The 22558-nt window shown below is 41.2% G+C and carries 23 protein-coding genes; 13 read left to right on the forward strand and 10 right to left on the reverse strand.

What is annotated here, in order from left to right; genetic code table 11:
- Window positions 1–82 precede the first annotated feature (82 nt).
- On the forward strand, window positions 83–559 hold the full coding sequence (gene chrS / locus ACIQXQ_RS03650; protein ID WP_402955424.1) for a chromate efflux transcriptional regulator ChrS: 477 nt from the start codon (window positions 83–85) through the stop codon (window positions 557–559).
- A 95-nt stretch (window positions 560–654) separates the two neighbouring features.
- Here the strand turns inward: chrS and ACIQXQ_RS03655 are convergent, their stop codons facing one another.
- On the reverse strand, window positions 655–1476 hold the full coding sequence (locus ACIQXQ_RS03655; protein WP_402955427.1) for a purine-nucleoside phosphorylase: 822 nt from the start codon (window positions 1474–1476) through the stop codon (window positions 655–657).
- A 264-nt stretch (window positions 1477–1740) separates the two neighbouring features.
- On the opposite strand from ACIQXQ_RS03655, the gene ACIQXQ_RS03660 reads away from it, so the two are divergent.
- The gene (locus ACIQXQ_RS03660; protein WP_402955433.1) at window positions 1741–2256 is read left to right on the forward strand and encodes a hypothetical protein; all 516 of its coding nucleotides are present in this window, start codon (window positions 1741–1743) and stop codon (window positions 2254–2256) included.
- 86 nt (window positions 2257–2342) lie between these two features.
- Here ACIQXQ_RS03660 and chrA read toward each other — a convergent pair whose 3' ends face one another.
- Both chrA and chrB read right to left on the reverse strand, forming a co-directional pair.
- Complete coding sequence (gene chrA, locus ACIQXQ_RS03665) at window positions 2343–2897, reverse strand: chromate efflux transporter ChrA (RefSeq protein ID WP_402955437.1); 555 nt, start codon at window positions 2895–2897, stop codon at window positions 2343–2345.
- Entirely contained in the window at window positions 2897–3484 is a 588-nt protein-coding gene (gene chrB, locus ACIQXQ_RS03670) for a chromate efflux transporter ChrB (RefSeq protein ID WP_402867579.1), read from the reverse strand. The genes chrA and chrB overlap by 1 nt, the downstream gene beginning before the upstream one ends.
- A gap of 267 nt (window positions 3485–3751) precedes the next feature.
- On the opposite strand from chrB, the gene ggt reads away from it, so the two are divergent.
- From ggt to sipW, 5 genes are all read left to right on the forward strand, one after another.
- The gene (ggt, locus tag ACIQXQ_RS03675) at window positions 3752–5332 is read left to right on the forward strand and encodes a gamma-glutamyltransferase (protein WP_402955440.1); all 1581 of its coding nucleotides are present in this window, start codon (window positions 3752–3754) and stop codon (window positions 5330–5332) included.
- A 693-nt stretch (window positions 5333–6025) separates the two neighbouring features.
- Window positions 6026–6619, forward strand: coding sequence for a TasA family protein (locus ACIQXQ_RS03680; RefSeq protein ID WP_402955442.1), 594 nt, complete (start codon window positions 6026–6028; stop codon window positions 6617–6619).
- Between the two features lie 77 nt (window positions 6620–6696).
- Entirely contained in the window at window positions 6697–8286 is a 1590-nt protein-coding gene (locus ACIQXQ_RS03685) for a M4 family metallopeptidase (RefSeq protein ID WP_402956030.1), read from the forward strand.
- A 229-nt stretch (window positions 8287–8515) separates the two neighbouring features.
- Window positions 8516–8989 carry a hypothetical protein gene (locus ACIQXQ_RS03690; RefSeq protein ID WP_402955444.1) on the forward strand — a complete coding sequence of 158 codons (474 nt, stop codon included), beginning with the start codon at window positions 8516–8518 and terminating at the stop codon, window positions 8987–8989.
- A complete protein-coding gene (gene sipW / locus ACIQXQ_RS03695; protein WP_402955447.1) occupies window positions 8961–9536 on the forward strand; it encodes a signal peptidase I SipW in 576 nt (191 codons plus the stop codon). Before ACIQXQ_RS03690 ends, sipW begins: the two co-directional genes overlap by 29 nt.
- Window positions 9537–9646: 110 nt before the next feature.
- On the opposite strand, the gene uraH is transcribed toward sipW, so the two are convergent.
- Genes uraH through ACIQXQ_RS03710 form a run of 3 tightly spaced genes read right to left on the reverse strand, consistent with a single transcriptional unit; the run spans window position 9647 to window position 11890 of the window.
- Window positions 9647–10006, reverse strand: a complete 360-nt coding sequence (gene uraH, locus ACIQXQ_RS03700; protein WP_402867583.1) for a hydroxyisourate hydrolase — start codon at window positions 10004–10006, stop codon at window positions 9647–9649.
- 46 nt (window positions 10007–10052) lie between these two features.
- Window positions 10053–10550 (reverse strand): 2-oxo-4-hydroxy-4-carboxy-5-ureidoimidazoline decarboxylase, encoded by a 498-nt coding sequence (gene uraD / locus ACIQXQ_RS03705; RefSeq protein ID WP_402955449.1) that lies wholly within the window; start codon window positions 10548–10550, stop codon window positions 10053–10055.
- 14 nt (window positions 10551–10564) lie between these two features.
- On the reverse strand, window positions 10565–11890 hold the full coding sequence (locus ACIQXQ_RS03710) for a nucleobase:cation symporter-2 family protein (protein ID WP_402955451.1): 1326 nt from the start codon (window positions 11888–11890) through the stop codon (window positions 10565–10567).
- A 342-nt stretch (window positions 11891–12232) separates the two neighbouring features.
- Between ACIQXQ_RS03710 and ACIQXQ_RS03715 the strand changes: the two genes are divergently transcribed.
- The 4 genes from ACIQXQ_RS03715 to ACIQXQ_RS03730 all read left to right on the forward strand — a co-directional run bounded on the left by ACIQXQ_RS03715 (window position 12233) and on the right by ACIQXQ_RS03730 (window position 15991).
- Window positions 12233–12550, forward strand: coding sequence for a DUF3870 domain-containing protein (locus ACIQXQ_RS03715; RefSeq protein WP_402867587.1), 318 nt, complete (start codon window positions 12233–12235; stop codon window positions 12548–12550).
- 148 nt (window positions 12551–12698) lie between these two features.
- The gene (locus ACIQXQ_RS03720; RefSeq protein WP_402955454.1) at window positions 12699–13859 is read left to right on the forward strand and encodes a DUF819 family protein; all 1161 of its coding nucleotides are present in this window, start codon (window positions 12699–12701) and stop codon (window positions 13857–13859) included.
- Window positions 13860–13874: 15 nt separating this feature from the next.
- Window positions 13875–14957, forward strand: a complete 1083-nt coding sequence (locus tag ACIQXQ_RS03725) for a dipeptide epimerase (protein WP_402955457.1) — start codon at window positions 13875–13877, stop codon at window positions 14955–14957.
- Between the two features lie 26 nt (window positions 14958–14983).
- A complete protein-coding gene (locus tag ACIQXQ_RS03730; protein ID WP_402955460.1) occupies window positions 14984–15991 on the forward strand; it encodes a C40 family peptidase in 1008 nt (335 codons plus the stop codon).
- Between the two features lie 87 nt (window positions 15992–16078).
- Here the strand turns inward: ACIQXQ_RS03730 and ACIQXQ_RS03735 are convergent, their stop codons facing one another.
- The 4 genes from ACIQXQ_RS03735 to ACIQXQ_RS03750 all read right to left on the reverse strand — a co-directional run bounded on the left by ACIQXQ_RS03735 (window position 16079) and on the right by ACIQXQ_RS03750 (window position 19725).
- Window positions 16079–16588 (reverse strand): DUF2798 domain-containing protein, encoded by a 510-nt coding sequence (locus tag ACIQXQ_RS03735; RefSeq protein WP_402955463.1) that lies wholly within the window; start codon window positions 16586–16588, stop codon window positions 16079–16081.
- Window positions 16589–16739: 151 nt separating this feature from the next.
- Window positions 16740–17300 carry a TetR/AcrR family transcriptional regulator gene (locus ACIQXQ_RS03740; RefSeq protein WP_402955466.1) on the reverse strand — a complete coding sequence of 187 codons (561 nt, stop codon included), beginning with the start codon at window positions 17298–17300 and terminating at the stop codon, window positions 16740–16742.
- A gap of 263 nt (window positions 17301–17563) precedes the next feature.
- Window positions 17564–17938 (reverse strand): VOC family protein, encoded by a 375-nt coding sequence (locus ACIQXQ_RS03745; RefSeq protein WP_402955469.1) that lies wholly within the window; start codon window positions 17936–17938, stop codon window positions 17564–17566.
- Between the two features lie 170 nt (window positions 17939–18108).
- On the reverse strand, window positions 18109–19725 hold the full coding sequence (locus tag ACIQXQ_RS03750; RefSeq protein WP_402955472.1) for a PucR family transcriptional regulator: 1617 nt from the start codon (window positions 19723–19725) through the stop codon (window positions 18109–18111).
- A 290-nt stretch (window positions 19726–20015) separates the two neighbouring features.
- On the opposite strand from ACIQXQ_RS03750, the gene ACIQXQ_RS03755 reads away from it, so the two are divergent.
- Both ACIQXQ_RS03755 and allC read left to right on the forward strand, forming a co-directional pair.
- Window positions 20016–21071 carry an aromatic ring-hydroxylating dioxygenase subunit alpha gene (locus ACIQXQ_RS03755; protein ID WP_402955475.1) on the forward strand — a complete coding sequence of 352 codons (1056 nt, stop codon included), beginning with the start codon at window positions 20016–20018 and terminating at the stop codon, window positions 21069–21071.
- A 229-nt stretch (window positions 21072–21300) separates the two neighbouring features.
- Complete coding sequence (gene allC / locus ACIQXQ_RS03760) at window positions 21301–22548, forward strand: allantoate deiminase (protein WP_402955478.1); 1248 nt, start codon at window positions 21301–21303, stop codon at window positions 22546–22548.
- Window positions 22549–22558 lie beyond the last annotated feature (10 nt).

Consider the following 22558-nt stretch of genomic DNA (forward strand, 5'->3'; position numbering starts at 1 on the left):
TTTTCTTTTGCATGAAAATAATTGGTGAAGGGCCCTATCCTTTGAGATAATAGAATAAATGATTCGAAAAGGAGTTACATAGATGGCAGAGGACTTTAGCATTCTAAGCACCAAGGTGGATGAAATCGATAAGAAAATCATTTCGATCTTGCATGAAGATGCGCGGATTTCGTATACGGATTTAGCAAAGCAAGTGGAACTGTCGAGAGTGGCGGTTCAAACAAGAATCAATCATTTAGTGGAAAAAGGGGTGATTGAACGTTTTACCGCTGTCATCAATCCGGCTAAGATAGGCATTCATGTTTCTGCATTTTTCAATGTCGAGGTGGAGCCTAAATATTTGGAATCGGTGGCACAACAACTGGAGGATGAGCCTGCAGTAACGAGTTTGTATCATATGACGGGGCCTAGTAAGCTGCATATGCATGGAATCTTCACGGATAATCAGGAGATGGAACGCTTCCTCAATGAAAAGTTATATCCGGTCGTCGGGGTTGTCAGCGTCGATTGCCAACTTCTTATTAAACGCTATAAGAGCCGGATGGGAATGAAGCTCTAGGAAAAGCTCCATGTAGAGATAAAAAAAGATTGTCGAGAAGATATAGTTATCTCGGCAATCTTTTTTTTGGGCGCATAATGCCTACAATTCTAATACTATTCCATTTCTTCCACAATTCCTTTGACCAATCCAACGAATTGCGTTCTAACTTTACTTGCAACTTCAATCACTTCATCATGACTTAATGGTTGATCTAAAATCCCGCAAGCCATATTCGTTAAGCAGGAAATCCCTAGCACTTTCATCTTGCCATGGACGGCTACAATGGCTTCCGGAACGGTTGACATCCCTACAGCGTCTGCCCCCAGCGTACGAATCATTCGAATTTCCGCTGGTGTTTCATATGCGGGACCACTCCACCAAGCATAGACGCCCTGTTGCAAGGAAATGTTCTTTTCCTTAGCTACTTTGGACGCAATGTTTCGCAAGTCAGGATGATAAGTTTGGGAAAGGTCAGGGAAGCGAGTACCCAATTCATCATTATTAGGTCCTATGAGAGGATTTGTACCAACTAAATTGATATGGTCGGTAATGAGCATTAAATCACCTGGATTAAAGTCTGTATTAACTGCGCCACAAGCATTGGTAATGATCAATTGCTCCACCCCTAATGCCTTCATGACACGTACGGGAAATGTCACTTCATCTAGTGTATATCCTTCATAATAATGAAAGCGTCCTTTCATAGCCACTACAGTCTTACCTTTCAATTGCCCGATTACTAGTTCGTTTGCGTGTCCAATTGCTTCGGATTTTGCAAAGTGAGGAATTTCACTATATGGGATTTTGAATGGGTTCTCAATTTCATCAGCAAGAGATCCTAACCCCGATCCTAAAATCATACCGATTTTTGGCTGATTGTCCGTTTTGCTCATAATAAAATCTCTGGTCTCTAAAATTTCTTGTAATCTTTGCATACAAAATTCCTCCTCGATAAATGAAAATCCAAGTACTCTATTTGAATATGGATGGTAACCAAAAGTTTAAGGGCTTTACTGGCTAATGTAAATAAAATATTTAGATAAATGGTAATATTAAAATAACTTTTTTTAAATGAACGGGGGAGTTGTTGATCATAATTGCTAAAGAATAACTAGAAATTATTAGTGAAATTAAAACTGAACAAGCAGATAAAATCTAAAACTCAATGGCTATCAACTAATTTATAAGGAGACAATTTAATGTTTGGATTTTTCCGTATGTATCGATTTACATTATCAATTTTACTATTATCAATTATTGTATTAAGTGGTTGTGGAACCACAAATAAAATGGACTTCTATGAAAATACTGATAGCACAAGTTTGTCAGAGGAAGTAAATACAATTTCTTTAAATTCCACAGAAGATAAGATTAAAGAAATTTTAGGAGAACCAGACTTTGTTGAAGAGGTAGAAAAATCAAAATCTACCTATTTAATATATGGAAAAGATAGAGATAATAGTGATATAGAATTTCAAATAGTTAATGGGCAAGTTGCTAGTTATTTTTTTTCAAACAATACATATAAAACATCAAAGAAAATAACAAAGGGCAGTTCAAAGGAAGATGTTATACAAGAATATGGAGAAAATTACTACGAAAGAGATGATTCTGGTGCGAAAATAATGGGGTACTTTGATAAAAACCAAAAGGTTAATATGGAATTTTCTTTTAATGAAACGATAGAGGGTATAATCATATCAAAAATTAATTAATTAAATTTAGCCGTTTAGTTATAGTATCCTTTTCAAATAGTTTTCTTGCTACCCTAATAAAAAAACCACCTTTAAGGTGGTTTTTTTTATGTGATCGGGAGGATGAACCCTCCATAGGCAAAGGCAAAAATGATGACGAAGGCAGGATGAATCTTGAATTTCCCCAATGCTAGGAAGGCAATTCCGGCAATGATTAAGGAATGAATATATCCAATGGAGCCGACAGCGTCAGCAGCCATATGCCATGTAAGCAATAGCATCATGATTGCGATCACGGGCTGAACGAGTAAGGACATGCCTTTTACGATGGGCGACTGCTTGTATTTTCGCAAGATTTTCAATAAATAAATCAAGGCCACGGCAGAAGGAATGATCGTCCCCGCCAAAGCGACGAAGAACCCGGGCCATCCGTAAACATCGTAACCGACATAGGCGGCGATTTTTGTGGCAATCGGTCCTGGGAGGGAGTTTCCAAGCGCAAGCATTTGTGAGAATTCCGTATTAGAAAGCCAACCATAGCGGGTGACAATTTGGTCGTACATAAGCGGAATCGAAGCTGGACCTCCTCCATAGCCAAGGATATTCGCTATGAAAAATGCCAAGAACACAGCTACACCAATCGGGATGAAAATGGCACCCATTATGCTGATTCCTCCTTCTTATCCTGTTTCTTATTTTTCAATCTGTTCTTCAATTTAAAATGAAAGGCACCATATAAAAGGAAAATCATGATGACGATACCAGGATGCAGGGAAACGACCTGAAGAAGTAAGAAGGAGATGGAAAAAAATAAGATGCCAAGCACTTTCCCTAACCCTTTAACGGCCTTTTCACCAAACTCATACGCCATTTGTCCAAGCATGACAGCAACGACTGGCATCACGGCAGCAATCATATTGGTAATCATCGCCGAATTACTGAGGACGTTTATGAAGGCGATCAAGAATACCATGGCAAAGGCAGATGGTAAGATATGCGCCGCCACACTTACGATGGCACCAGGCCATCCTTTCAGTTTGTACCCCAGATAGGCGGCCATCTTTGTGGCAATCGGACCAGGGAGTGTATTGGCAATGGCCAATGTATCACCGAATTCGTCATCATCCAGCCAATGATAACGGGAAACTGCTTCATGCCGGATGAGTGGAATGACCGAGGGACCACCACCGAACCCTAAAATCCCCGTCCGCATCATTCCCACGGTTAATTCGCCATATGGATTGTTCATATTGGTTCCTCCTGTTCGAATAATAATTTCCATGATTATCTATTAATCATAACAAAATAGGTTTCGAAATGCTCATAAAATTTTAATAAAAGTATCGGATTGTATGTAATTATATAACTTATTAGTTCAATAGATGATTTAAAGATGAAAATGATTTCTATTTGTTAATAAAAACAAAAAAGTGGATTACGTATTGTGAGTTAATGGTTTATAATACAAATATAGTTAATTTTCAGAAAAAATAAAATAAATGAAAGGAGCAACTGTATGACACAATCGATTATCGGAACGAAGAGCATGGTAGTGAGCCCCCACTATTTAGCATCGATGGCGGGAAATCATATTCTCGAAAAAGGAGGCAATGCTTTTGATGCAGCGGTGGCTGTCAGCGCCTGCCTGGGTGTTGTTTATCCGCATATGACGGGACTTGGCGGTGATATGTTCTGGCTGAATTATGAAAACAGTGACGGGAAAATAAGTGTTTATAATGGTAGCGGACGATCTGGGGCAAATGTCAGCCGTGAAATGTATGCAGGGGAAGCGGCCATTCCCTTTCGTGGCATAAGGAGTGCCATCACCGTTCCGGGAATGGTAGATAGCTGGGATGCTATATTAACAGAATTAGGTACCTTATCATTGGCTGAAGTTCTTGTACCGGCAATCGAGTATGCGGAAAATGGTTTTCCCATTACGAAGAACCAAGTGGACTATACAAAGCAGAACTGGGACTGGCTTTCAAAGATGCCGATCACGGCTGATATCTATGCGCCAGGAGGAATAATTCCGGAAGTGGGGGAACGCTTTTTCCAAAAAGACTTGGCCCGTAGTTTAATCTTGATCGCTGAACGGGGGAGGGATGTTTTTTATCATGGCGAACTTGGTCAATCCATCGTTACTTATTTGCAGGAACAAGGTGGACTTTTAACCGCTGCTGACTTTGCCAACCATGAAGGTAACTGGGTCGAGCCTATATCCACTACCTACCGCGACTATACCATTTATCAAGTCCCACCTAACTCTCAAGGGTTCGTCGGTCTGCTGGCGTTGAATATTCTAGAGAACTTTGACTTGGAAAGCATGGAGCATGGTTCTGCCGATTATTATCATCTATTGGCGGAGGCATTAAAAGCAGGGTTTCGTGACAGAAACGAGGTATTAACGGATCCTGAATTCTCTGAGATTCCCCTGGGTAAGCTCCTTGATAAGCGATATGCTGCCAAGATCGGGGCAGCCATTCAACGAACGAAGGCAGAAAGGGTAGCCAGCCCGCCGATGGGCAGTGACACCGCTTATGCCGCCGTTGTAGATAAGGATGGGAATTCCGTATCATTCATTCAGAGCCTGTACTTCGAGTTCGGATCGGGTGTCGTTGCCGGGGATACAGGAGTGATTCTTCAAAACCGGGGGTCCTTTTTCTCGCTAGATTCCAACCATGTCAATACTTTGGAACCTAACAAGCGTTCCTTCCATACCCTGATGCCGGCAATGGCCTGTAAGGATGGAAAACCTAGCATTATTTACGGAACGCAAGGTGGGGAAGGTCAACCGCAGACGCAAACCGCGATCATTACCCGGATGATCGATTATGGGATGGATCCCCAAACGGCCATCAATGAGCCTCGTTTTGTCTGGGGCAGGACCTGGGGAGAATCTAGTGAGGCGTTACGCATCGAAAGTCGAGTCGAAAAAGATACCATTAAGGAACTCCAAGAAAAAGGGCATCTTGTCGAAGTCGTGGATGAGTTTGATGGGGCAATGGGACATGCGCAGGCCATCCGGATCGATGAGCATGGGTTCCTTAAAGGTGGAGTCGACCCACGGGGAGACGGTGCAGCCGTCGGATCTTGAAAGAGTACGAACGTAACCTCGATATAACCTGATTTTATTTCATAAAAAACGTAGGGCCTAGGATTTTAAGCCGGGGCCCTACGTTTTTTACTATTACTTTTTTAAAGTTACCAACTTTTTAGTATTCACTCTCACTATATATATTTTAAATGAATAAGATGTTAGTTAGTTCCTACAGAAAATACTACTTTAGTCTAGTGATATATTAAATATAGGAAAATAATACCATTTTAACCATTGCTGACTATCATTAAATATACGGACCTAGCAATTCCAGCGTCATTTTAAGATGGCAGTCGGAAGCTCTTTCTCGCTATTTTCCTACTTCTATACAAGGATTAACCTTGGGAAAGTGTCGAAGACTAAGGGTAAAGTGGATAATTTAAAAGATAATATTTTTTGAAATCCTAAAAAGATTATAAACATATAAGACTATATACAATAATATGTAAAATTAGGTAATATTATGTAAATACATTCTTTATTGAGAACAAATAAATCTTAATAAGGAATATTATGGAGTGAATGTACTCCTAGATTAGTATTGTAAGGTTGCTTCAAGGGTACTCATACGAGTTAAAAAATAAAAGGGAGGAGATAATTTACTTTATATTCCATATTATATAACTTGCAACATGAAGAAGGCTACTAAAGATTTTTAGAAGTAAAAATAGAAATGCGGGGGGAATTGAAGTGGGTATGAAGAAAAAGTTAGGTTTAGGTATTGCATCAGCAGCATTAGGACTATCACTGATTGGTGGGGGTACATATGCTTATTTCAGCGATCAAGAAGTAACCAATAATACGTTCGCAGCCGGTACATTGGATTTGTCCATTAATCCACAAACAATCGTCAATCTTGAGAATATGAAACCTGGTGACTCGAAAACAACTGAATTTAAATTAGCGAATAATGGTTCGTTGAAAATTAAAAACGTCAATCTAAAAACAGCGTATTCGGTTGTCGATGCGAAGGGTGACAATGGTTCTGAGGATTTCGGGAAGCATATCCGAGTGAACTTCTTATGGAATTGGGACAAAGAGAATGAACCTATTTTTGAGACAACACTGCAAGAATTGAAAAATATGGATCCAGACCTTGTTAAAAAGAGTGTTCTAGACCCTTTCTTTGCAAAAAATGGTGGGCTTGAACCGGGTGCTGAAAACGATCTTTGGGTACAGTTTGAATTTATCGATAATGGTGAAGATCAAAATGTATTACAAGGCGATCAACTTAAACTTGACTGGACATTTATCGCCAATCAAACGGCTGGTGAAGCTAAGTAAAATTTCTCATATACCTATGAGAAGTAATTTAAAAACTATTTATCAGGGAGATGAGATAATTGAAAGTAAATAAGAAAATGGTTTCTACTACTTTAGCTCTATCCGTTTTTTTAGGGACGTTCGGTACAGCTGGATCACTTGTAGGTGCTCAGGATACTATTAAATATAATGATGAATATAAAACTCCTTCTTTTATTGGTGAAACCTGGTCCCCAAAAGGGAAAAGTGGCTTAAGTAAGAAGGAAATCGCCTATTCTTTCCTTAATGAAAATAGTAAGAAGTTTAAACTAAAAGGTGATATGAAAAAAAACTTTAAAGTAATAGACGAACAAGCTGATAAAGAGGTCGGAACCCATCACTTTAGACTGATTGAACAGTATAAAGGAGTTCCTATATACGGATCGGATTCGACGATAGCGATTGACGAGAATAATAATGTTACGTCGTTCTTCGGTGAAGTAGTACCTGATCTAGAGAATGAAAATATCAAGACAGAGGTTGCCATTTCTGAAACAGAGGCGATTGAAGTAGCAAAACAGGATCTTGAAAAGAAAATTGGCAAGGTAGATCAGTATGATGGTGACATTGCCGTTGAACAGTATATTTATGAATTCGATGGAGCATTCCATAATACTTTTCTAGTTAAAGCTTCTACTATTGAACCCGAGGTTGGATACTGGCATTATTTCATTGATTCTACCAATGGAAAAATTGTAGATAACAATAATGCTTCCCATGAAGTTACGGCATTTGGTAATGGCGTATTTAATAACAAGCAGATGTTTGAAGCGCAATATGCTAACGGGGTGTATGGTCTCACTGATGTGACGCGAGGTAAAGGTGTAGTCACCAATGATGCAAAGAATGGCAATCGACTAGTCACAAGTCTTATTAAAATGTTTAAAGACGGTGCTGCTGTAGATGCACATGCAAATGCACAAAAGACCTATGATTATTTCAAAGGCACATTTGGGCGTAATTCGGTTGATGATAAGGGTCAACAGTTAATTTCTTCGGTCCATGTGAATAATAATTGGAATAATGCATCCTGGAATGGAAGAACGATGTCATATGGTGATGGTGATGGCATCGCCTATCATAATTTCGCGGGAGGTTTGGATGTTGCTGCGCATGAGATGGCGCATGGTGTGACTGAACATACGGCAAATCTAATCTATCGAAATGAATCCGGGGCCTTAAACGAATCCATGTCAGATATATTTGCTGCCATGGTAGACAGAAGTGATGAAGAATGGCTAATTGGAGAAACAATCGTTAAGGATGGAAGAAAGGGATTGCGTTCCATGAGTAATCCGGCAGAAATCGTTGACGTCAGAACGGATAGCGGCTATTCTCCAGATCATTGGAGTAAAAGGTATACAGGTACTTTAGATAGTGGTGGCGTTCATATCAACAGTAGTATCAATAACAAGGCAGCTTACCTGATCTCAGAGGGTGGAACTCATTATGGAGTTACCGTGAGTGGGGTTGGTCGTGAAGCGACAGAACAAATTTATTACCGCGCCCTTTCTAAATACCTGACAGCCAGTTCAAACTTTACAATGATGAAAGAAGCAGCTATTCAGGCTGCAACGGATTTATATGGAGCTAGCTCAAAAGAAGTAAGAGCTGTAAAAGCTGCATATATCGCTGTTGGTGTGAACTAAGAGTTTAAAAAGTGGAGGTGTCCCAAAGTGTTCTTTTGGGCACTTCTTTTATATCGAATACTTGAAGTACATTCTATACATAGGAGTTCCAGAGCATTAGTCTAGGAATCGTAAATCTGAAAGGCAGCAAGCACTATAAAGAATGAAGCCTAGGAAGAAGGGGTTTCCAATACTAAATAAAAAGGGAATTTGGAAGAGAAAAAAACTATTATGGACATTAACCAAGCTGGTGGCTATATGGTATTTATTTTTAGGAACAGTGGTGGCTGTTACGGGGCAAACGAATGCCTATTACACCGACATGGAACTAGTAAACCAAGAGATTCAAATTGGGACTTGGGAGATAGCCGAGGACATGGATTGCTCTAACGCAAAAGAGAATGAAAATCATGAAGAATGTGAAGAAGTGAAGGAACCGATCGACGATGAGCCAGATCCAAATGAAAATCAGGAGAATGAGAGTGCTGAGCCCGAAACTGAGGAGAATGAAGAAGCAAAGGACTCTGATGAAAAAGTAGAGGATTCCACTAAAGACGAAATTGAAAATAAGCCTAAAGAAAACGAGGCTATCGATAAAGAAAAAGAAGAAAGTGAGTTACCGATTAAAAAGGACCCTATTACAGAGGATGAGAACACAGATGGTAAGGTAGATAATAAGTCAGGAGGCGAAGAGTTTGAAAAGAACGCTGAAAGTAATAAGTAATTTGATTACAGTGGTACTATTTTTAAACTTAATGGTAATGGTATTTCTTGTCATATCTTCAAAAGCATCTGGGGGGGAACCCCAGGTTATGGGGTATCAGCTTAAAACTGTTTTGTCCGGGTCGATGGAACCTACCTTTCAAACCGGGTCAGTTATAGCTGTCAAGCCACTAAGTTCAGACGAGAAACTAGCCCTTAAAAAAGGGGATATCATCACCTTCCAAACAAGTGAGGAAATACTCATAACGCATAGGATCACCAAGGTGAACAGTAGCGGAGAGCATGTTCTTTATGATACGAAAGGTGATAATAATAAAACTGCAGATGCTGACCCGGTTCTATCCGATAATATTGTAGCTCTATACTCTGGATTCACCATCCCTTATGTAGGATATTTCATCGATTTCACCCAATCAAAAGAAGGTGCTGCCCTTTTACTGATTGGTCCGGGTTTATTGCTCTTAGCTTACTCAGGTTTTTGCATCTATCAAGGGTTAAGAGAAGTGGAATCAACCGAAAAACTAACACCCAAGAAAAAAATAGTGTGATGGTGTATGGGCTTAAAAAGACTAATGAATCAATAAGCAGGAAACCCCCGGCAAAGGGACAATGTATATGCCTCTTTGCCGGGGGTTTGTTTGTAGTATTCCTAAATTCATTAACTTCCCCGGTATACCTGATAGCCCCATGGGGAGACGAGTAAAGGCACATGATAGTGGGAAGCGGGGGACGCTAGACCGAAGCGGATAGGAACTTGGTCCAAAAAGGGAGGGTCAGGTAGCTCAATTGATTGACCGCGGAAGTAATCGCCGATATGAAAGACGATTTCGTACTGTCCGGTTTTTGCCTCTTCCCCGGTGAGGAGAGGGGCATCGAGCCGCCCATCCGCGTTCGTGACAGCTGTTTGGAGTAGCTGCCAGGTAGAGGATGATGATTCGGAGTAATATAATTCAATCGTGACGTTTGCAGCGGGTTTCCCGTGCGTTAAGTCCAAGATATGCGTTGTTAAACCAGACATATATGTCTCCTTATCCCTTGCATTCTTCGGCCAAGGCCGAGACTATTTAGCTTTTGATTTTTTCTTGTAAACGAAAGAACGCTATTTGATAAATCTCTGCTAAGGCTATTTCAAACTCGGTTTCTTCTGTATGATGAATCCTTAATTCCATTGCTTCATATATGTCATGCTTATCCTTGCCGCGTACTGCGAGGATGAAGGGGAAGCCGAACTTTTTTTGATAACGCCTATTTAATGAAAGGAAATTTTCGTATTCCAAAACGGTAAGGTCCTTTAATCCCGCTCCTCGTTGTTCCTTGGTCGAGTCAGCTGTCATTTCGACTTTTTCACCCAGGTTTGGGTGCTTCCTTATTAAATCCATTTGCATTTCCTTAGGTGCGTGGTTCACGATATCGACCATGCATTGATGAAGGCTTAATAAGGAAGAAAACGGCCTGGACGCTGAGGCTTGCTCTGGAATCCAAGGTGAGTGCTCGAAAATATCCCCGAGAATCTCCGTGAATTCCTTATCGCTTTTTTTCTGTAACATCTCCAATGTGATCATGTTCTAGGCTCCTTTTATACGCTTTTGGCTAAGAGCTGGTCCGTTTTAGGCACCACTCTAGGATCTGATTTTTTATTCCGGGGAGTTAAAATTAAGTTCAGGATGATGGCTGTCAGGCTACCGGTAATGATTCCATCGCCGACAACAATACGAATCGCTTCCGGCAGGCTCGAGAACAATTCGGGAACGACCGTTGCGCCGAGACCCAATGATACCGAACATGCGATGACCAATAAATTCGAGTTATCGGAAAAGTCTACATCGCCTAACATCTTGATTCCTGAGGATACAACCATCCCGAACATGACGACGGTAGCTCCACCAAGAACGGCTGTAGGAATCAATGTAGCGAGTGCTGCAATTTTTGGAACCAGTCCAAGCCCGATTAAAATGAAACCTGCCGCGATGGTGATGGATCGTTTTTTCACGCCGGACAATTGAACCAGTCCGACATTTTGTGCGAATGTGCTATAGGGAAAGGCGTTGAAGATTCCTCCTAAAGTGAAGGCAAGCCCTTCTGCACGATAGCCCCGTACAATATCCCGTTCCTTCAAGGCACGCCCGGTTATTTTTCCAAGGGCAAGGAAGGCACCGGTCGATTCGATTAGGATGACCGTTCCGACTAGCATCATCGTCAGGATAGGCGCGATTTCAAAGGTGGGTACGCCGAAGTAGAATGGAGCTGGGACATGAAACCACGAGGCTTCCATGACGGTGGAAAAATCCATTTTTCCTGTAAATGCGGAAACGACCGTTCCTGCGATGATGCCGACCAATACGGAAATGGCACGGATGAATCCAGTGAAATACCGATTCATCAGTAAAATGATGGAAAGGACACCGAATGAGAGCATGAGGTTTTCAGCTGAACCAAAGTCTTTGCTTCCTGCACCGCCAGCCATGTTTTTAATGCCGGTGGGAACTAAGGATAATCCAATGATGATGACGACTGTCCCAGTCACGACAGGAGGAAATAACTTTAGTAGCTTGCCAAAGATATTGGAGAAAAAAATGATGAACAGACCTGCTGCGATGATCGATCCATATATGGCGGAAATGCCATAGTTACTTCCTATGGAAATCATGGGGGTGACCGCTACGAAGGAAGTCCCTAAAACAATCGGGAGCCCAATGCCGAAGAATTTGTTTTTCCATGCTTGGAGTAACGTCGCGATTCCACAGGTTAATAAGTCAATGGCAATGAGGTAAGCAAGCTGTTGAGGAGTGAAGCCTAAGGCGCCTCCGACGATGATGGGCACCAGGATTGCCCCTGCATACATGGCGAGGACATGCTGTAGGCCTAAGGAGAAGACCTTGGACTTGCCAACTTTTTCATTCATATAAGTAAAACTCCCTTCTTGAAAAAAATGTCATATAATATAACGCATGCTTGTTATGATTAATATCATCATAATAAATATTCTGATAATTGTCATTGGGTATTGTAACTAATTTTCAGAGGGGATTATGGACAAACTATATAAAGAAAGAAGAAGGTAGTCCAAAGAATGATAGAGTATTTTCCTGCTGGCTTACTTGAAAAGTGGGGATTTGTCGTAATATGCGAAATATATTGACAGATTCATAATGAACATATTAGTATATATGTAATCATTTGGTTGGAATTTAGATATCTCCATATATACCTGTTGGATGTCTGTAATGACAGGAGGCCACTAAGGATGTTTCAGAAAAATACAGTGTACATAGTGGGCGAGTCAAAGGCGGCGTCCAATAATCCGATTACTCAGCAGTTTAACTGCTTTTTTATTGGATTGGTCATTGATAGTGATACACACGAGATCGTGGATGTGGAATGTTCGACTACAATATCGCTTACATCCAAGTTCATTCGCTCCATGTTGAATGGACATTCCATTCTTCAACCTGATGTGTTGGAGAAGGAAATTGAGAAACGGTATTTTGGTTCTTCTCAGAAAGCTCTGACCGTTGCCATAAGGAATGCAAGTATTAAATATCTTCAACTTAATAAGGTATAGCTGCTTCTTTTGTTAGACGCAATTGAAATCCAGCTGTTAAAGAGTGTATTCGTGCGCTCTTTGGCAGCTGGATTTTTTTATTAGGGACATGTTGACTAAATCATAGTTTAGTAGAACGGAATCCCTTGAATATAAGGAGGTATGGGAAATGATTCAAGATGGTGTGATGTTTGTCTGTTTTTTATTGGCATTTACTGCTGCGATTGCCGTAGTGGAGAAGAAATTAGGAGGAAAGTTCTTCAAGTATGTACCTGGCATTGTCCTCATTTATATTGGAGCGGCCTTGATGAAGACATTTGGGCTCTTTTCAGACAGTGAATCAGTCGAAAATGCATATGGTACTGTCAGGGGTCTCCTGCTTCCAGCCATGCTAATGCTCATGTTGTTGCAATGTGATATGCGTAAAATACTGAGACTTGGACCGAAGATGCTTTTAACTTTTTTTGCGGCGTCAATCAGTATCATAGGAGGGTTCACTCTAACTTACGTCTTGATGAATGGTTTTTATGCGGAAGGAACTTGGAAGGCATTTTCGGCTTTGAGTGCAAGTTGGACAGGGGGATCGGCCAACATGGTGATCCTGCAAGGGATATTGGATGTACCTGAAAATATCTTTGGTTATGCGTTAATCATGGATACAGTCAATTACTCCATTTGGGTTATGTTTTTGTTCTGGTTGGTACCTCTAGCCGGGAAATTCAATTTTTGGACCAAAGCGGATACTTCTTTCATTGAACAAATGACCTCCGAGCTTGAAGCGGGAGAAACGACAAAGACGGAATTTGGCTTCGTGGAATTGATCGGTTTCTTGGCGCTCGCTTTAATCGTATCAGCAGGGGCAACGAAAATCGGGGAAAATCTGCCAGTGTTGGGTGCTGCAGTGAATGGGACGACGTGGACCATCATCATCGCGTCGACTGTAGGGTTGCTTCTGGCCGTCACGAAGGTTGGGCGCATCGCGGGCTCCATGGAAATTTCCAAAGTCATGCTGTATATAGTCATTGGTTTAATTGCCTCCCATGCCGATTTTTCACAGCTGTTTCAAGCACCTGTGTATATTCTATCCGGTTTCATGATTCTATTCTTCCATGGATTGATCATGGTCATTTTGGCAAAAGTCTTCAAGTTGGATCTATTTACAATGGGAGTTGTCTCATTGGCTAATATAGGAGGGGTTGCTTCAGCTCCGATATTGGCGGGCGCATTTAACCGGGCTCTAATACCTGTCGGAATCCTGATGGCTGTTTTGGGTAGTCTTCTGGGTACCTATTTTGGAATATTTACGTCATATATACTATCAAGCTTTTAAGGAAGGAATGTTACGATGAAGATTGAAAGTTTACAAGTATCAGTGGAAACTCTACCACTCATCAAACCATTCAAGACTGCCTTGCGCACTGCAATGGAAATTGAGAACATCATGGTTTCTGTGAAGTTGGAGGATGGTACGGAAGGATTGGGTGCAGCAGCCCCGACGGTTGCCATCACAGGAGATTCTACTAATGGAATCATGACGGTCATTGAAGAAGTGATCGCGCCACATCTCATTGGCCGTGACATTGAGAGTATTCATGTATTGTCTCAGGTAATCCAACAATCCTGTGTAGGCAATACAAGTGCAAAAGCTGCTGTTGAAATCGCTTTGTATGATGCAGTCAGCAAAAGGTGGCAGCTCCCTTTATATCAATATCTGGGTGGGAAATCGAATGAGCTGAAAAACGATATGACAATCAGTATTGATACACCTGATGAAATGGCAAAGGCGGCCTTGTCTCTAATAGAAGGTGGATTTTCAACGATGAAAATCAAGCTGGGGAAGGATTGGAAGAGTGATGTGGAACGGGTCTCCCGCATTCGAGAAGCTGTGGGGGATCAAGTCATCATCCGGGTCGACGCGAATCAAGGATGGACAACAAAACAAGCAATCTCCATCATTCATGAAATCGAGGAGAGGAAGCTGAACGTTGATTTGGTGGAACAGCCTGTGCAAGCACATGACATCGATGGTTTGAAAGAAATAAAGAGGTCGGTGAACGTGCCGATCATGGCCGACGAAAGTCTGTTTTCCCCTCGTGATGCCTTGAGACTTTTAAGTGAACGGGCTGTTGATTTACTGAATATTAAATTAATGAAAACCGGAGGAATTCGGCGTGCACTTCAGATCGCGGATATGGCAGAAGTAGCCGGGGTTGAATGCATGATCGGAAGTATGATGGAATCAACCATAAGTGTAGCGGCCGCAGCACATCTGGCAACCGCACATCCAAACATCACGAAGATTGATCTGGATGCACCATTATGGATTAAGGATGAACCATTTGAAGGACTTCAATTTAAGAAAGACCAACTCTTCATTACCGATAAACCTGGACTAGGGGTCAAGAGGAAATCCTCTTTTACTCAATAAAACTTTTTGGAAGGGTGATTATGTAGATGGAAAGAAAAAAGGTATTGGTTTTAGTGCTATCTTTCTTTGCACTTAGTATTTTACTATTCAGTTCAAGTGAAGCAAGCGCAAAAGAAAAAGTGAGAAGTGCCTATGTAGATGTAGCAGTTGCCACTCTGTGGACGGAGCCGGACCTATTAAGACAATTGGATGCTCCTTCTGCGTCGAACCCCGTTGATTTGAATGCCTGGATCAAGTCCATGAAGTATGAGGACAAGCTGTGGCTTGTGGGTAACCTGGAAACACAGGCGTTATATGGGTCAAAAGTGACCATACTCGAAGAACGAGGAAATTGGGTGAAAGTAGCAGTAGCCAATCAGTTGACACCCCGAAATGAAGCGGGTTATCCAGGATGGATGCCAAAAGGGCAATTGAAGACAGCAAAGGCCTTTGAAAAACAACTCTCTAAAGGGTTAGTCCTTGTGGATGCTCCCAAGACTTGGCTTTATTCGGATTCGAAACAGCGGTCGAAATTCATGGAAGTCAGCTTTGATACACGCCTTCCACTTTTACAGGTGAAAAAAGATAAGGTAAAAGTTATGACACCAAGTGATGGAGCCAAATGGATAGATAAGAAAGACGTAGAGATCTATCAAAATGAAAATCAAATTCCAAAACCGACGGGTACGGACATCGTGCAATCGGGCAAAGGGTTTTTAGGTCTTCCTTATCTATGGGCCGGAATGTCCGGTTTTGGATTTGACTGTTCCGGGTTTACCTATACGATGTACCACGCTAATGGAATAACGATTCCAAGGGACTCTTCCGTTCAGGCGCAACAGGGGGAAATGGTGAAAAGGGAAAACCTTGAACCAGGCGATTTACTCTTTTTTGCCTATGATAAAGGAAAAGGGAAGGTCCACCATGTAGGGATGTATATAGGAAAAGGGAAGATGATTCATTCACCAAACACCTCTACACATGTAAGGATAGATGAAATCGATACATCGGGTTACGGTGAAGAATATGCTGGGGCAAGAAGATATCTAGATTGACTTAAGGCGTTATGATAGTCAAAAGGGGTTCGAAATGAAGATTTCGAACCCCCTTTTATTTTGATATTCAGTTCGTCATCCTGGGCATTATTTTATAATGGCAACGGCAGGATCTTTTTTATCTTGATTAGCATGTATTTTTACCATGGCCATTCTTGCAAGGGGTTGAATGACTAAACTCTCAGCAATAAGAACGATGAAGAAGTTTCTTGGCCAATATGAAATAAAGTTGCTAAAGGTATCCGAATTAAAACCGTTACCGATGATTCCGCCAATGAAAGTCATGCACATGGACATGCCGAATACAGTGAATACGATACGGAATAAAATCTTTGCGTTAAAGCTATCTGTTGGTTGAGTGAACTTTTTAACCATGTTTTCTGCAATGCGTCCTACAAGGACTGGCTCAATGACCATGGCGATAACAAACATGATTGGCCAAATTTTGATAATATCCATTGCAATTTCCCCGTTAAATTCACCAGTTACTGTAATGATACTGAATGACGACATGAATAAAGAGGTAAGAAAACAGATGATACCTCCGTATAATGCGCCCTCTTTTCCGTTTCTTGGTAATCTAGTTTCGTTTTTCAATGTTTTCTTCCTTCCGAAAATACATATTTAGACGTTGTGGCTACGTGATCAACACACGTAAAAAGTATTTACACTAACTGATTTCTAAGGCGTAATGAAAATCCCTCAACAAGCAAGTCGAGGGGCTTTGTATGGACGTGATTATATTACATTAATACGCCTTTAATAAATTGGGCAATCCCTTTGAAATCGTTCTTAATGGTTCGCTCGAGTTTTTTGTTAAACAAAGCATGATCCCACCTTCGATGGTAGCGGTCAGCATTAATGCCAGTGCCTGAGCTGCTTCTTTGGAAAAGCCATCTTCTATTAATTTGATTGAATAAATATCTTGAATCTTTGTGAAAGTGAGAGCACAAGTGGTTCTCACTGGTTCGCTTAGCGATCCCATTTCGCTTACCATACTACTGAATGTATAACCACTAATCATCCCATCACGATCATACTGAACGGCCAGTTTTTCAATCATCGATTGAGTAGCCATTTGTGTAGTTGGATGTTGTTGGAAAATTTCTTTCATATCCGAAGTGATAATAGTATTCAAAGATTGAAGACAAGCGATGAGTAATTCTTCTTTTCCGTTGGGGAAATGGTGATAAAGTGAGCCTTTTGAAATGTTACATTTCTTTAAGATTTCATTTAATCCTACGCCTAAATATCCTTTTTTCTGAAAAAGGTTTGTAGCGATGTCAATGATCAGTGATTTTGTATCCAATCGCAGTAAACCTCCTCTAAACCAACCGGTCTGTTTTTAAATATATCAAAATAATGTTTTATAAGTCAAGATAATTATAAATTCTAACTTATTACAAATTAAAATTTATCCCCATTCCATAATCCTACTGGGATAACGCATATGTGGATGGTGGATACAACGGTATATTCTTTGCTTCCATAAAAAAGAGAGCCTTTAACAGGCTCCTGAATACTCCCAATCATTCTTATTCTTTGTAAGTTCGGTCGAATCTTGGAAGGTATTTAGCTTTTTACCCGTTCAAGCAATTCCATGCGGTTACCGAAAGGGTCGGAAATGAAGAATCTTTTAACACCTGGGATTCTATCGTCCTCCATGACATCGATTCCATTTGTTACTAAATGCTGTTTTAAAGCTTCTATATTCTCTACTTCAAAAGCGGGATGAGCTTTTTTTGCCGGATAAAATGGTTCTTCGATTCCGATATGTATTTGGTGATTGGCGAATTCAAACCAAACGCCACCGCGTTTCTTTAGGGCTTCAGGTTTCTCGACTTCATCAAAGCCTAGCAGGTCCTTGAAAAATGTTCTTGCCTTGTCCTCGCTGCCTTTAGGGGCGGCGAGCTGAATATGGTCAATGGACTTAAAAGTAAATGGCATGTAAATCAATCCCCTCTGGATCCAAATGGATAGTATGTTCTTGATTCAAATCTTACACCTATTGTAATAATAAGGAAATTATAAAGTTGTTATTTAAGTTGATAAGTCTTGCTTATGGTTAACGATCCTAACGTGTTTGTAATGGAAGGATGTAATTGGAAAGATGAAATCTAAGTAGTTAGCAGGGTGTTGATCCTTAAGGCAAGTCGTATTTGCAGTGTGGTTTCAGGGTCTTTCAAGCTCTTCCCAAGTAGTTCCTCGCATTTCTCGAGTCTGTATACAACGGTGTTCCGATGAACAAATAATCTCTTGGCTGTTTCGGAAATTTGGCAATGGGTCTCCAGGTAGACGGATAGTGTCTGCAATAATGGTTCTTGCTCTTCGTTCTTTATTTTCGAAAATCCTTGTAGGGCGAAGTGGTTAAAGTTCTTTAGGTCTTCTTCAGGGATGATTCGTAGCAATTCCATGATGTCTTTTGTCCGGAATGTCTGGATATATCCAGCCCTTTTTGATAGACCGCCTTCCTTGAGGGAGTCATTCGCTTCCTTGAAGGCGTGTTTGATCTGAAGAAATTTCGGGGCCATATGGCTGACTCCGAACGACATGGTACAGTCAAATTGTTTATTCACTGTTCTTTGCAAGGCATGTAAGGAGGATTCTACATATTGAAGGGAACGGTTTGAATCTTCGTTTACCTCATATAAAAGAATGCACTTCTTTCCTTTTGTAAAGAGGTGGATAGGGAGGGTTGAGTCGAGAAGTTCCTCTTCTAAAAATGCATAAACCGAATCGGCTTTTTCCTGTTGCTGTGTATAGTTTTTACTTTCATGGGTTTCGTCCATTTTCCCAACGACGCATATATATGTTTGTTCGTTATGTAAGGAGAACTCTTTTGCCCGGTTTATGATTTCCTCATGTGAGGAGAAGCTGCCATCAAGGACATGGAGGAAGAATTCATTTCGTATATTTCGATCATGCTGTTTGAGTGCGTGCTCTTTCATTAATGCGAAGGAGATGACGTTTGTGGCCTGTTCGATTGTTAAGGTAATCAAATTGTCGCTGGACTTGATTTCTCCTGAAATGGTCAAATATCCAAATGTTTTTCCATCCAGATAGATGGGGAAAACCGTATAGGTTTGCTGATTGGATAGGACTGAAAATGAGAAAAAAGGAGACTTGGTTAGTTGAAAATTGTATCCTTCACTGATCATTTTTTTGATTATTGAAAAAACTGAAGAGGTGCGATATGGATGAATCATCGGTTTAAGGTATTGATCAACCAATGTGATGGGAAATTCAATCATATTGGATAAATGATCGAGTAATTTCTGAATTCCTTTTCCACGCATAATGAGATTGGTGAATTGTTTATGTGTTTCCATCGCGTGCGTTAATTCATTGGCTCGTTGATCGAGAATTTGCCGGAGTATGAGATTGGTGATTTCACCGAGAGACAAGTCTGCGGGAAGATCGATGATAGGAAGAGAGAGTTCGTTGGCAAGTTGAAGTATCTCCTCAGGTACTTCCTTCAAGTACCGTCGAGTCTTGATGCCGAGTGCGGCACAACCTTGTTTGGCCATGCCTTCGATGAGAGTCTTGAATAAGAGTGGCTGGTCCTTCAGGTGGTACGCGGTCGTTACGAGAAATTCATTAGGTTTTAGAAAATGGATGATATCCGGGGCATCCATCATGTTGACCGTTTGTACTTCCCCATCCAAACCTAATTCTCCAGCGATAACGTGCATGCCGGGTAAAAACGGCAAATGTAAAAGTTCGGCTACCTTCATCTAAACACACCTCATTCATTAAGATTTTGATTATCTAGGGGTGCGCGAGTGTAATAGTCTTTTCCTATAGAACGTGCTGTGGACTATTTCCTTATCGCCTTCATGATGTGAGTTTTTTTCTATCATATCATACAATTCCTTTGACAATCCTTACAAATTTTCCATTTTATTTTGTTGAGATAGCCAAAATTATATTTTAATGTAAGGTTTTATAACATTGGTGGTGACATAATGTCTGAATATTGTTACTATTTATAAAAAGCTATGAATGAAAAAGGGGAGATGAAGGAATGAAGGAAACCAATGTTGCTACGAAGAAGAAAAAAAGAGTGACACCCTATCCAAAAGAATGCACGTTCAGTAAAGTGGATTGGGATGTATTGACGCAGTATTGGTTTCCGGTGGCGGCGGTCGAGGAAGTGACGGAAAAGCCCCTCGGCATTAAATTGCTGGATGTCCATCTTGTACTTTACCGTGCGAGCGGAAAAATCATTGTGGCTAGGGATCTTTGTCTGCACCGGGGGGTTCCGCTAAGCATGGGGTGGGTGGAAGAAGACAATATCGTTTGTCCTTATCATGGATTTAGATACGGGCCAGAGGGGAACTGCACGGGAATTCCCGCACACCCTAATGCGAAAATATCTCCTCGTCTTTGCATTACCATCTATCCGACGGTAGAACGTTATGGATTGGTCTGGACTTCGATAGCAAGCGATGTTGAGGATATCCCGCCATTGCCGGCATGGGACGATCAGGCATACCTGAATATTCTGCCTCCGTTCATCGACATTGCTGGTTCTGCAGGAAGACAGATGGAAGGGTTTTTGGATGTATCTCATTTTGCCTGGGTTCACTCAGAAAGCTTCGCTGATCGTGATAATCCCGTTGTGCCAAGTTATAAAGTGGATAAAACGGAATACGGCTTACATGTCGAGTATAGAAGTTCGGTCAGCAATTACGGAAAAGCCCTGAAACATTTGGAACCGCCGAATTTTGAGTGGCTACGAGTGTTTGACATTTATCCTCCATTAGCGGCGAGGTTGACAGTCCACTTTCCGGAAGGTGGGAAATTATTTATCCTGAATTGCGCTAGTCCAGTCTCGGCTAGGAAAACAAGGATGTTTTCCCCGATGGCGCGAAATTTTGATTTAGATGCACCTCTTGAAGACACATACGAATTCAATTTACAGATTTTTAATGAAGATAAGGAAATGGTCGAAAATCAAAAGCCGGAGGAGTTGCCGCTCGATCTTCAGGCAGAAGCCCATATCGCGGCGGATAAGACTTCGATTGCTTACCGTCAGCTATTGAGGGAATTGGGGTTAGGCTCAAATTATACAAGTTGATGTGTGAGGGTGTCCTTTTTGTGGACGCTCTCGCTTTTTTTTCTACATCACACTCATTATGAATGCCTCAAATAAGTTTGACGTTTAGTGATTGTGTACAAAAATATCTTTGATTTCTAACAGAATTGTCAATGAAGTTCATCATGTAAGCAAGTAAAATAATCTATATAACATAATTTTGTGAAGATTCATAACATATAATAGGACAGAATAAGAGGAGGTTTATGCTATGGCCATGCAAATCAAGGAATCTCTTTATGAAAAAGATAATGTTGCTTCTATGATTGAATGGTTGGCTTCTTTCGGGTTAACGGAGAAGCAGGGAGTAACTCGGTTATTATATTCCAAGGCATGGGTGCAGGCCCAGCAAGCATTGAAAACGGAAATGGAAAAAGTGGGTTTACAGACGCATTTTGATAGCGTAGGCAACTTGTTTGGAAGATTGGAAGGGACGAATCCCGGAAGTAAAACAATCCTGACGGGGTCGCATATTGATACGGTTGTCGAAGGAGGGAAGTATGATGGTGCATTTGGAATCATCGCTAGTTTTCTAGCGGTACAAAGGTTGCATCAAACCTATGGGCCTCCCCGGAAAACGATCGAAGTCGTTTCCTTTTGTGAAGAAGAAGGGAGCCGTTTCCCCTTGACATTCTGGGGATCGAGGAATATCCAAGGGGTGTATGGTCTGGACCAAGTGAAAGGGCTGATGGATTCAGAGGGGTATCCATTTTTGAAAGCCATGAAGGAAGCAGGTTTTGACCCTGATACATATATAACGCCAGTCCGTGATGATATTGAGGGATTCGTCGAGATTCATATTGAACAGGGAAGTATCTTGGAAAAAAATCAAAAGACGATCGGGGTCGTCAGTCATATTGTTGGGCAGCGTCGCTATACGATTAGGGTTCTTGGTGAAAGTAATCATGCAGGCACCACTCCGATGCATGATCGAAGGGATGCAGTCAGTGCAGCTTCGGAATACATTTCTTTTTTAACGAGTAAGGCCAAGGAAATGGACCCTCATTTAGTGGCGACGGTCGGTAAAGTGGATGTGTTTCCAAACGTTCCGAACGTCGTGGCTGGTGAAGTGGCATTTAGTTTAGATATCAGGCATCACCAAGAAGATGTCCTTGATTCGTTTTGTCGGGAGATTTTCTCTACCTTCCAATCTCATGCGGATGGTAACGAGATACAGTTGGAAGTTGCACAGTGGATGGATGTCGTGCCGGTTGAATTAAGTACAGAGATGAATTCCTTGGTTCGGGAAATTACCGAAAATCATAAGATTCCTTATCAAGATATCATTAGTGGTGCGGGGCATGATGCACAGGTGTTTGGTTCGATTTGTCCGACATGCTTGCTCTTCGTTCCAAGTCGGGATGGAATCAGCCATTCGCCGGGAGAATTCACGAACATTCAGGACTTAGAAAAAGGAATCGATGTGTTAAGCGACCTATTATATAAATTAGCCTATTAAAGGGGGAAGA

It is taken from the genome of Peribacillus sp. NPDC097198 (genome assembly GCF_044762055.1).
Classification (GTDB): domain Bacteria; phylum Bacillota; class Bacilli; order Bacillales; family DSM-1321; genus Peribacillus.

Bases quoted from the DNA above. Each gene is read 5' to 3' on its own strand.
- chrS (WP_402955424.1), top strand. From the start codon at position 83: ATGGCAGAGGACTTTAGCATTCTAAGCACCAAGGTGGATGAAATCGAT.
- ACIQXQ_RS03655 (WP_402955427.1), bottom strand. From the start codon at position 1,476: ATGCAAAGATTACAAGAAATTTTAGAGACCAGAGATTTTATTATGAGC.
- ACIQXQ_RS03660 (WP_402955433.1), top strand. From the start codon at position 1,741: ATGTTTGGATTTTTCCGTATGTATCGATTTACATTATCAATTTTACTA.
- chrA (WP_402955437.1), bottom strand. From the start codon at position 2,897: ATGGGTGCCATTTTCATCCCGATTGGTGTAGCTGTGTTCTTGGCATTT.
- chrB (WP_402867579.1), bottom strand. From the start codon at position 3,484: ATGAACAATCCATATGGCGAATTAACCGTGGGAATGATGCGGACGGGG.
- ggt (WP_402955440.1), top strand. From the start codon at position 3,752: ATGACACAATCGATTATCGGAACGAAGAGCATGGTAGTGAGCCCCCAC.
- ACIQXQ_RS03685 (WP_402956030.1), top strand. From the start codon at position 6,697: ATGGTTTCTACTACTTTAGCTCTATCCGTTTTTTTAGGGACGTTCGGT.
- uraH (WP_402867583.1), bottom strand. From the start codon at position 10,006: ATGTCTGGTTTAACAACGCATATCTTGGACTTAACGCACGGGAAACCC.
- uraD (WP_402955449.1), bottom strand. From the start codon at position 10,550: ATGATCACATTGGAGATGTTACAGAAAAAAAGCGATAAGGAATTCACG.
- ACIQXQ_RS03710 (WP_402955451.1), bottom strand. From the start codon at position 11,890: ATGAATGAAAAAGTTGGCAAGTCCAAGGTCTTCTCCTTAGGCCTACAG.
- ACIQXQ_RS03715 (WP_402867587.1), top strand. From the start codon at position 12,233: ATGTTTCAGAAAAATACAGTGTACATAGTGGGCGAGTCAAAGGCGGCG.
- ACIQXQ_RS03720 (WP_402955454.1), top strand. From the start codon at position 12,699: ATGATTCAAGATGGTGTGATGTTTGTCTGTTTTTTATTGGCATTTACT.
- ACIQXQ_RS03725 (WP_402955457.1), top strand. From the start codon at position 13,875: ATGAAGATTGAAAGTTTACAAGTATCAGTGGAAACTCTACCACTCATC.
- ACIQXQ_RS03730 (WP_402955460.1), top strand. From the start codon at position 14,984: ATGGAAAGAAAAAAGGTATTGGTTTTAGTGCTATCTTTCTTTGCACTT.
- ACIQXQ_RS03745 (WP_402955469.1), bottom strand. From the start codon at position 17,938: ATGCCATTTACTTTTAAGTCCATTGACCATATTCAGCTCGCCGCCCCT.
- ACIQXQ_RS03750 (WP_402955472.1), bottom strand. From the start codon at position 19,725: ATGAAGGTAGCCGAACTTTTACATTTGCCGTTTTTACCCGGCATGCAC.
- ACIQXQ_RS03755 (WP_402955475.1), top strand. From the start codon at position 20,016: ATGAAGGAAACCAATGTTGCTACGAAGAAGAAAAAAAGAGTGACACCC.
- allC (WP_402955478.1), top strand. From the start codon at position 21,301: ATGGCCATGCAAATCAAGGAATCTCTTTATGAAAAAGATAATGTTGCT.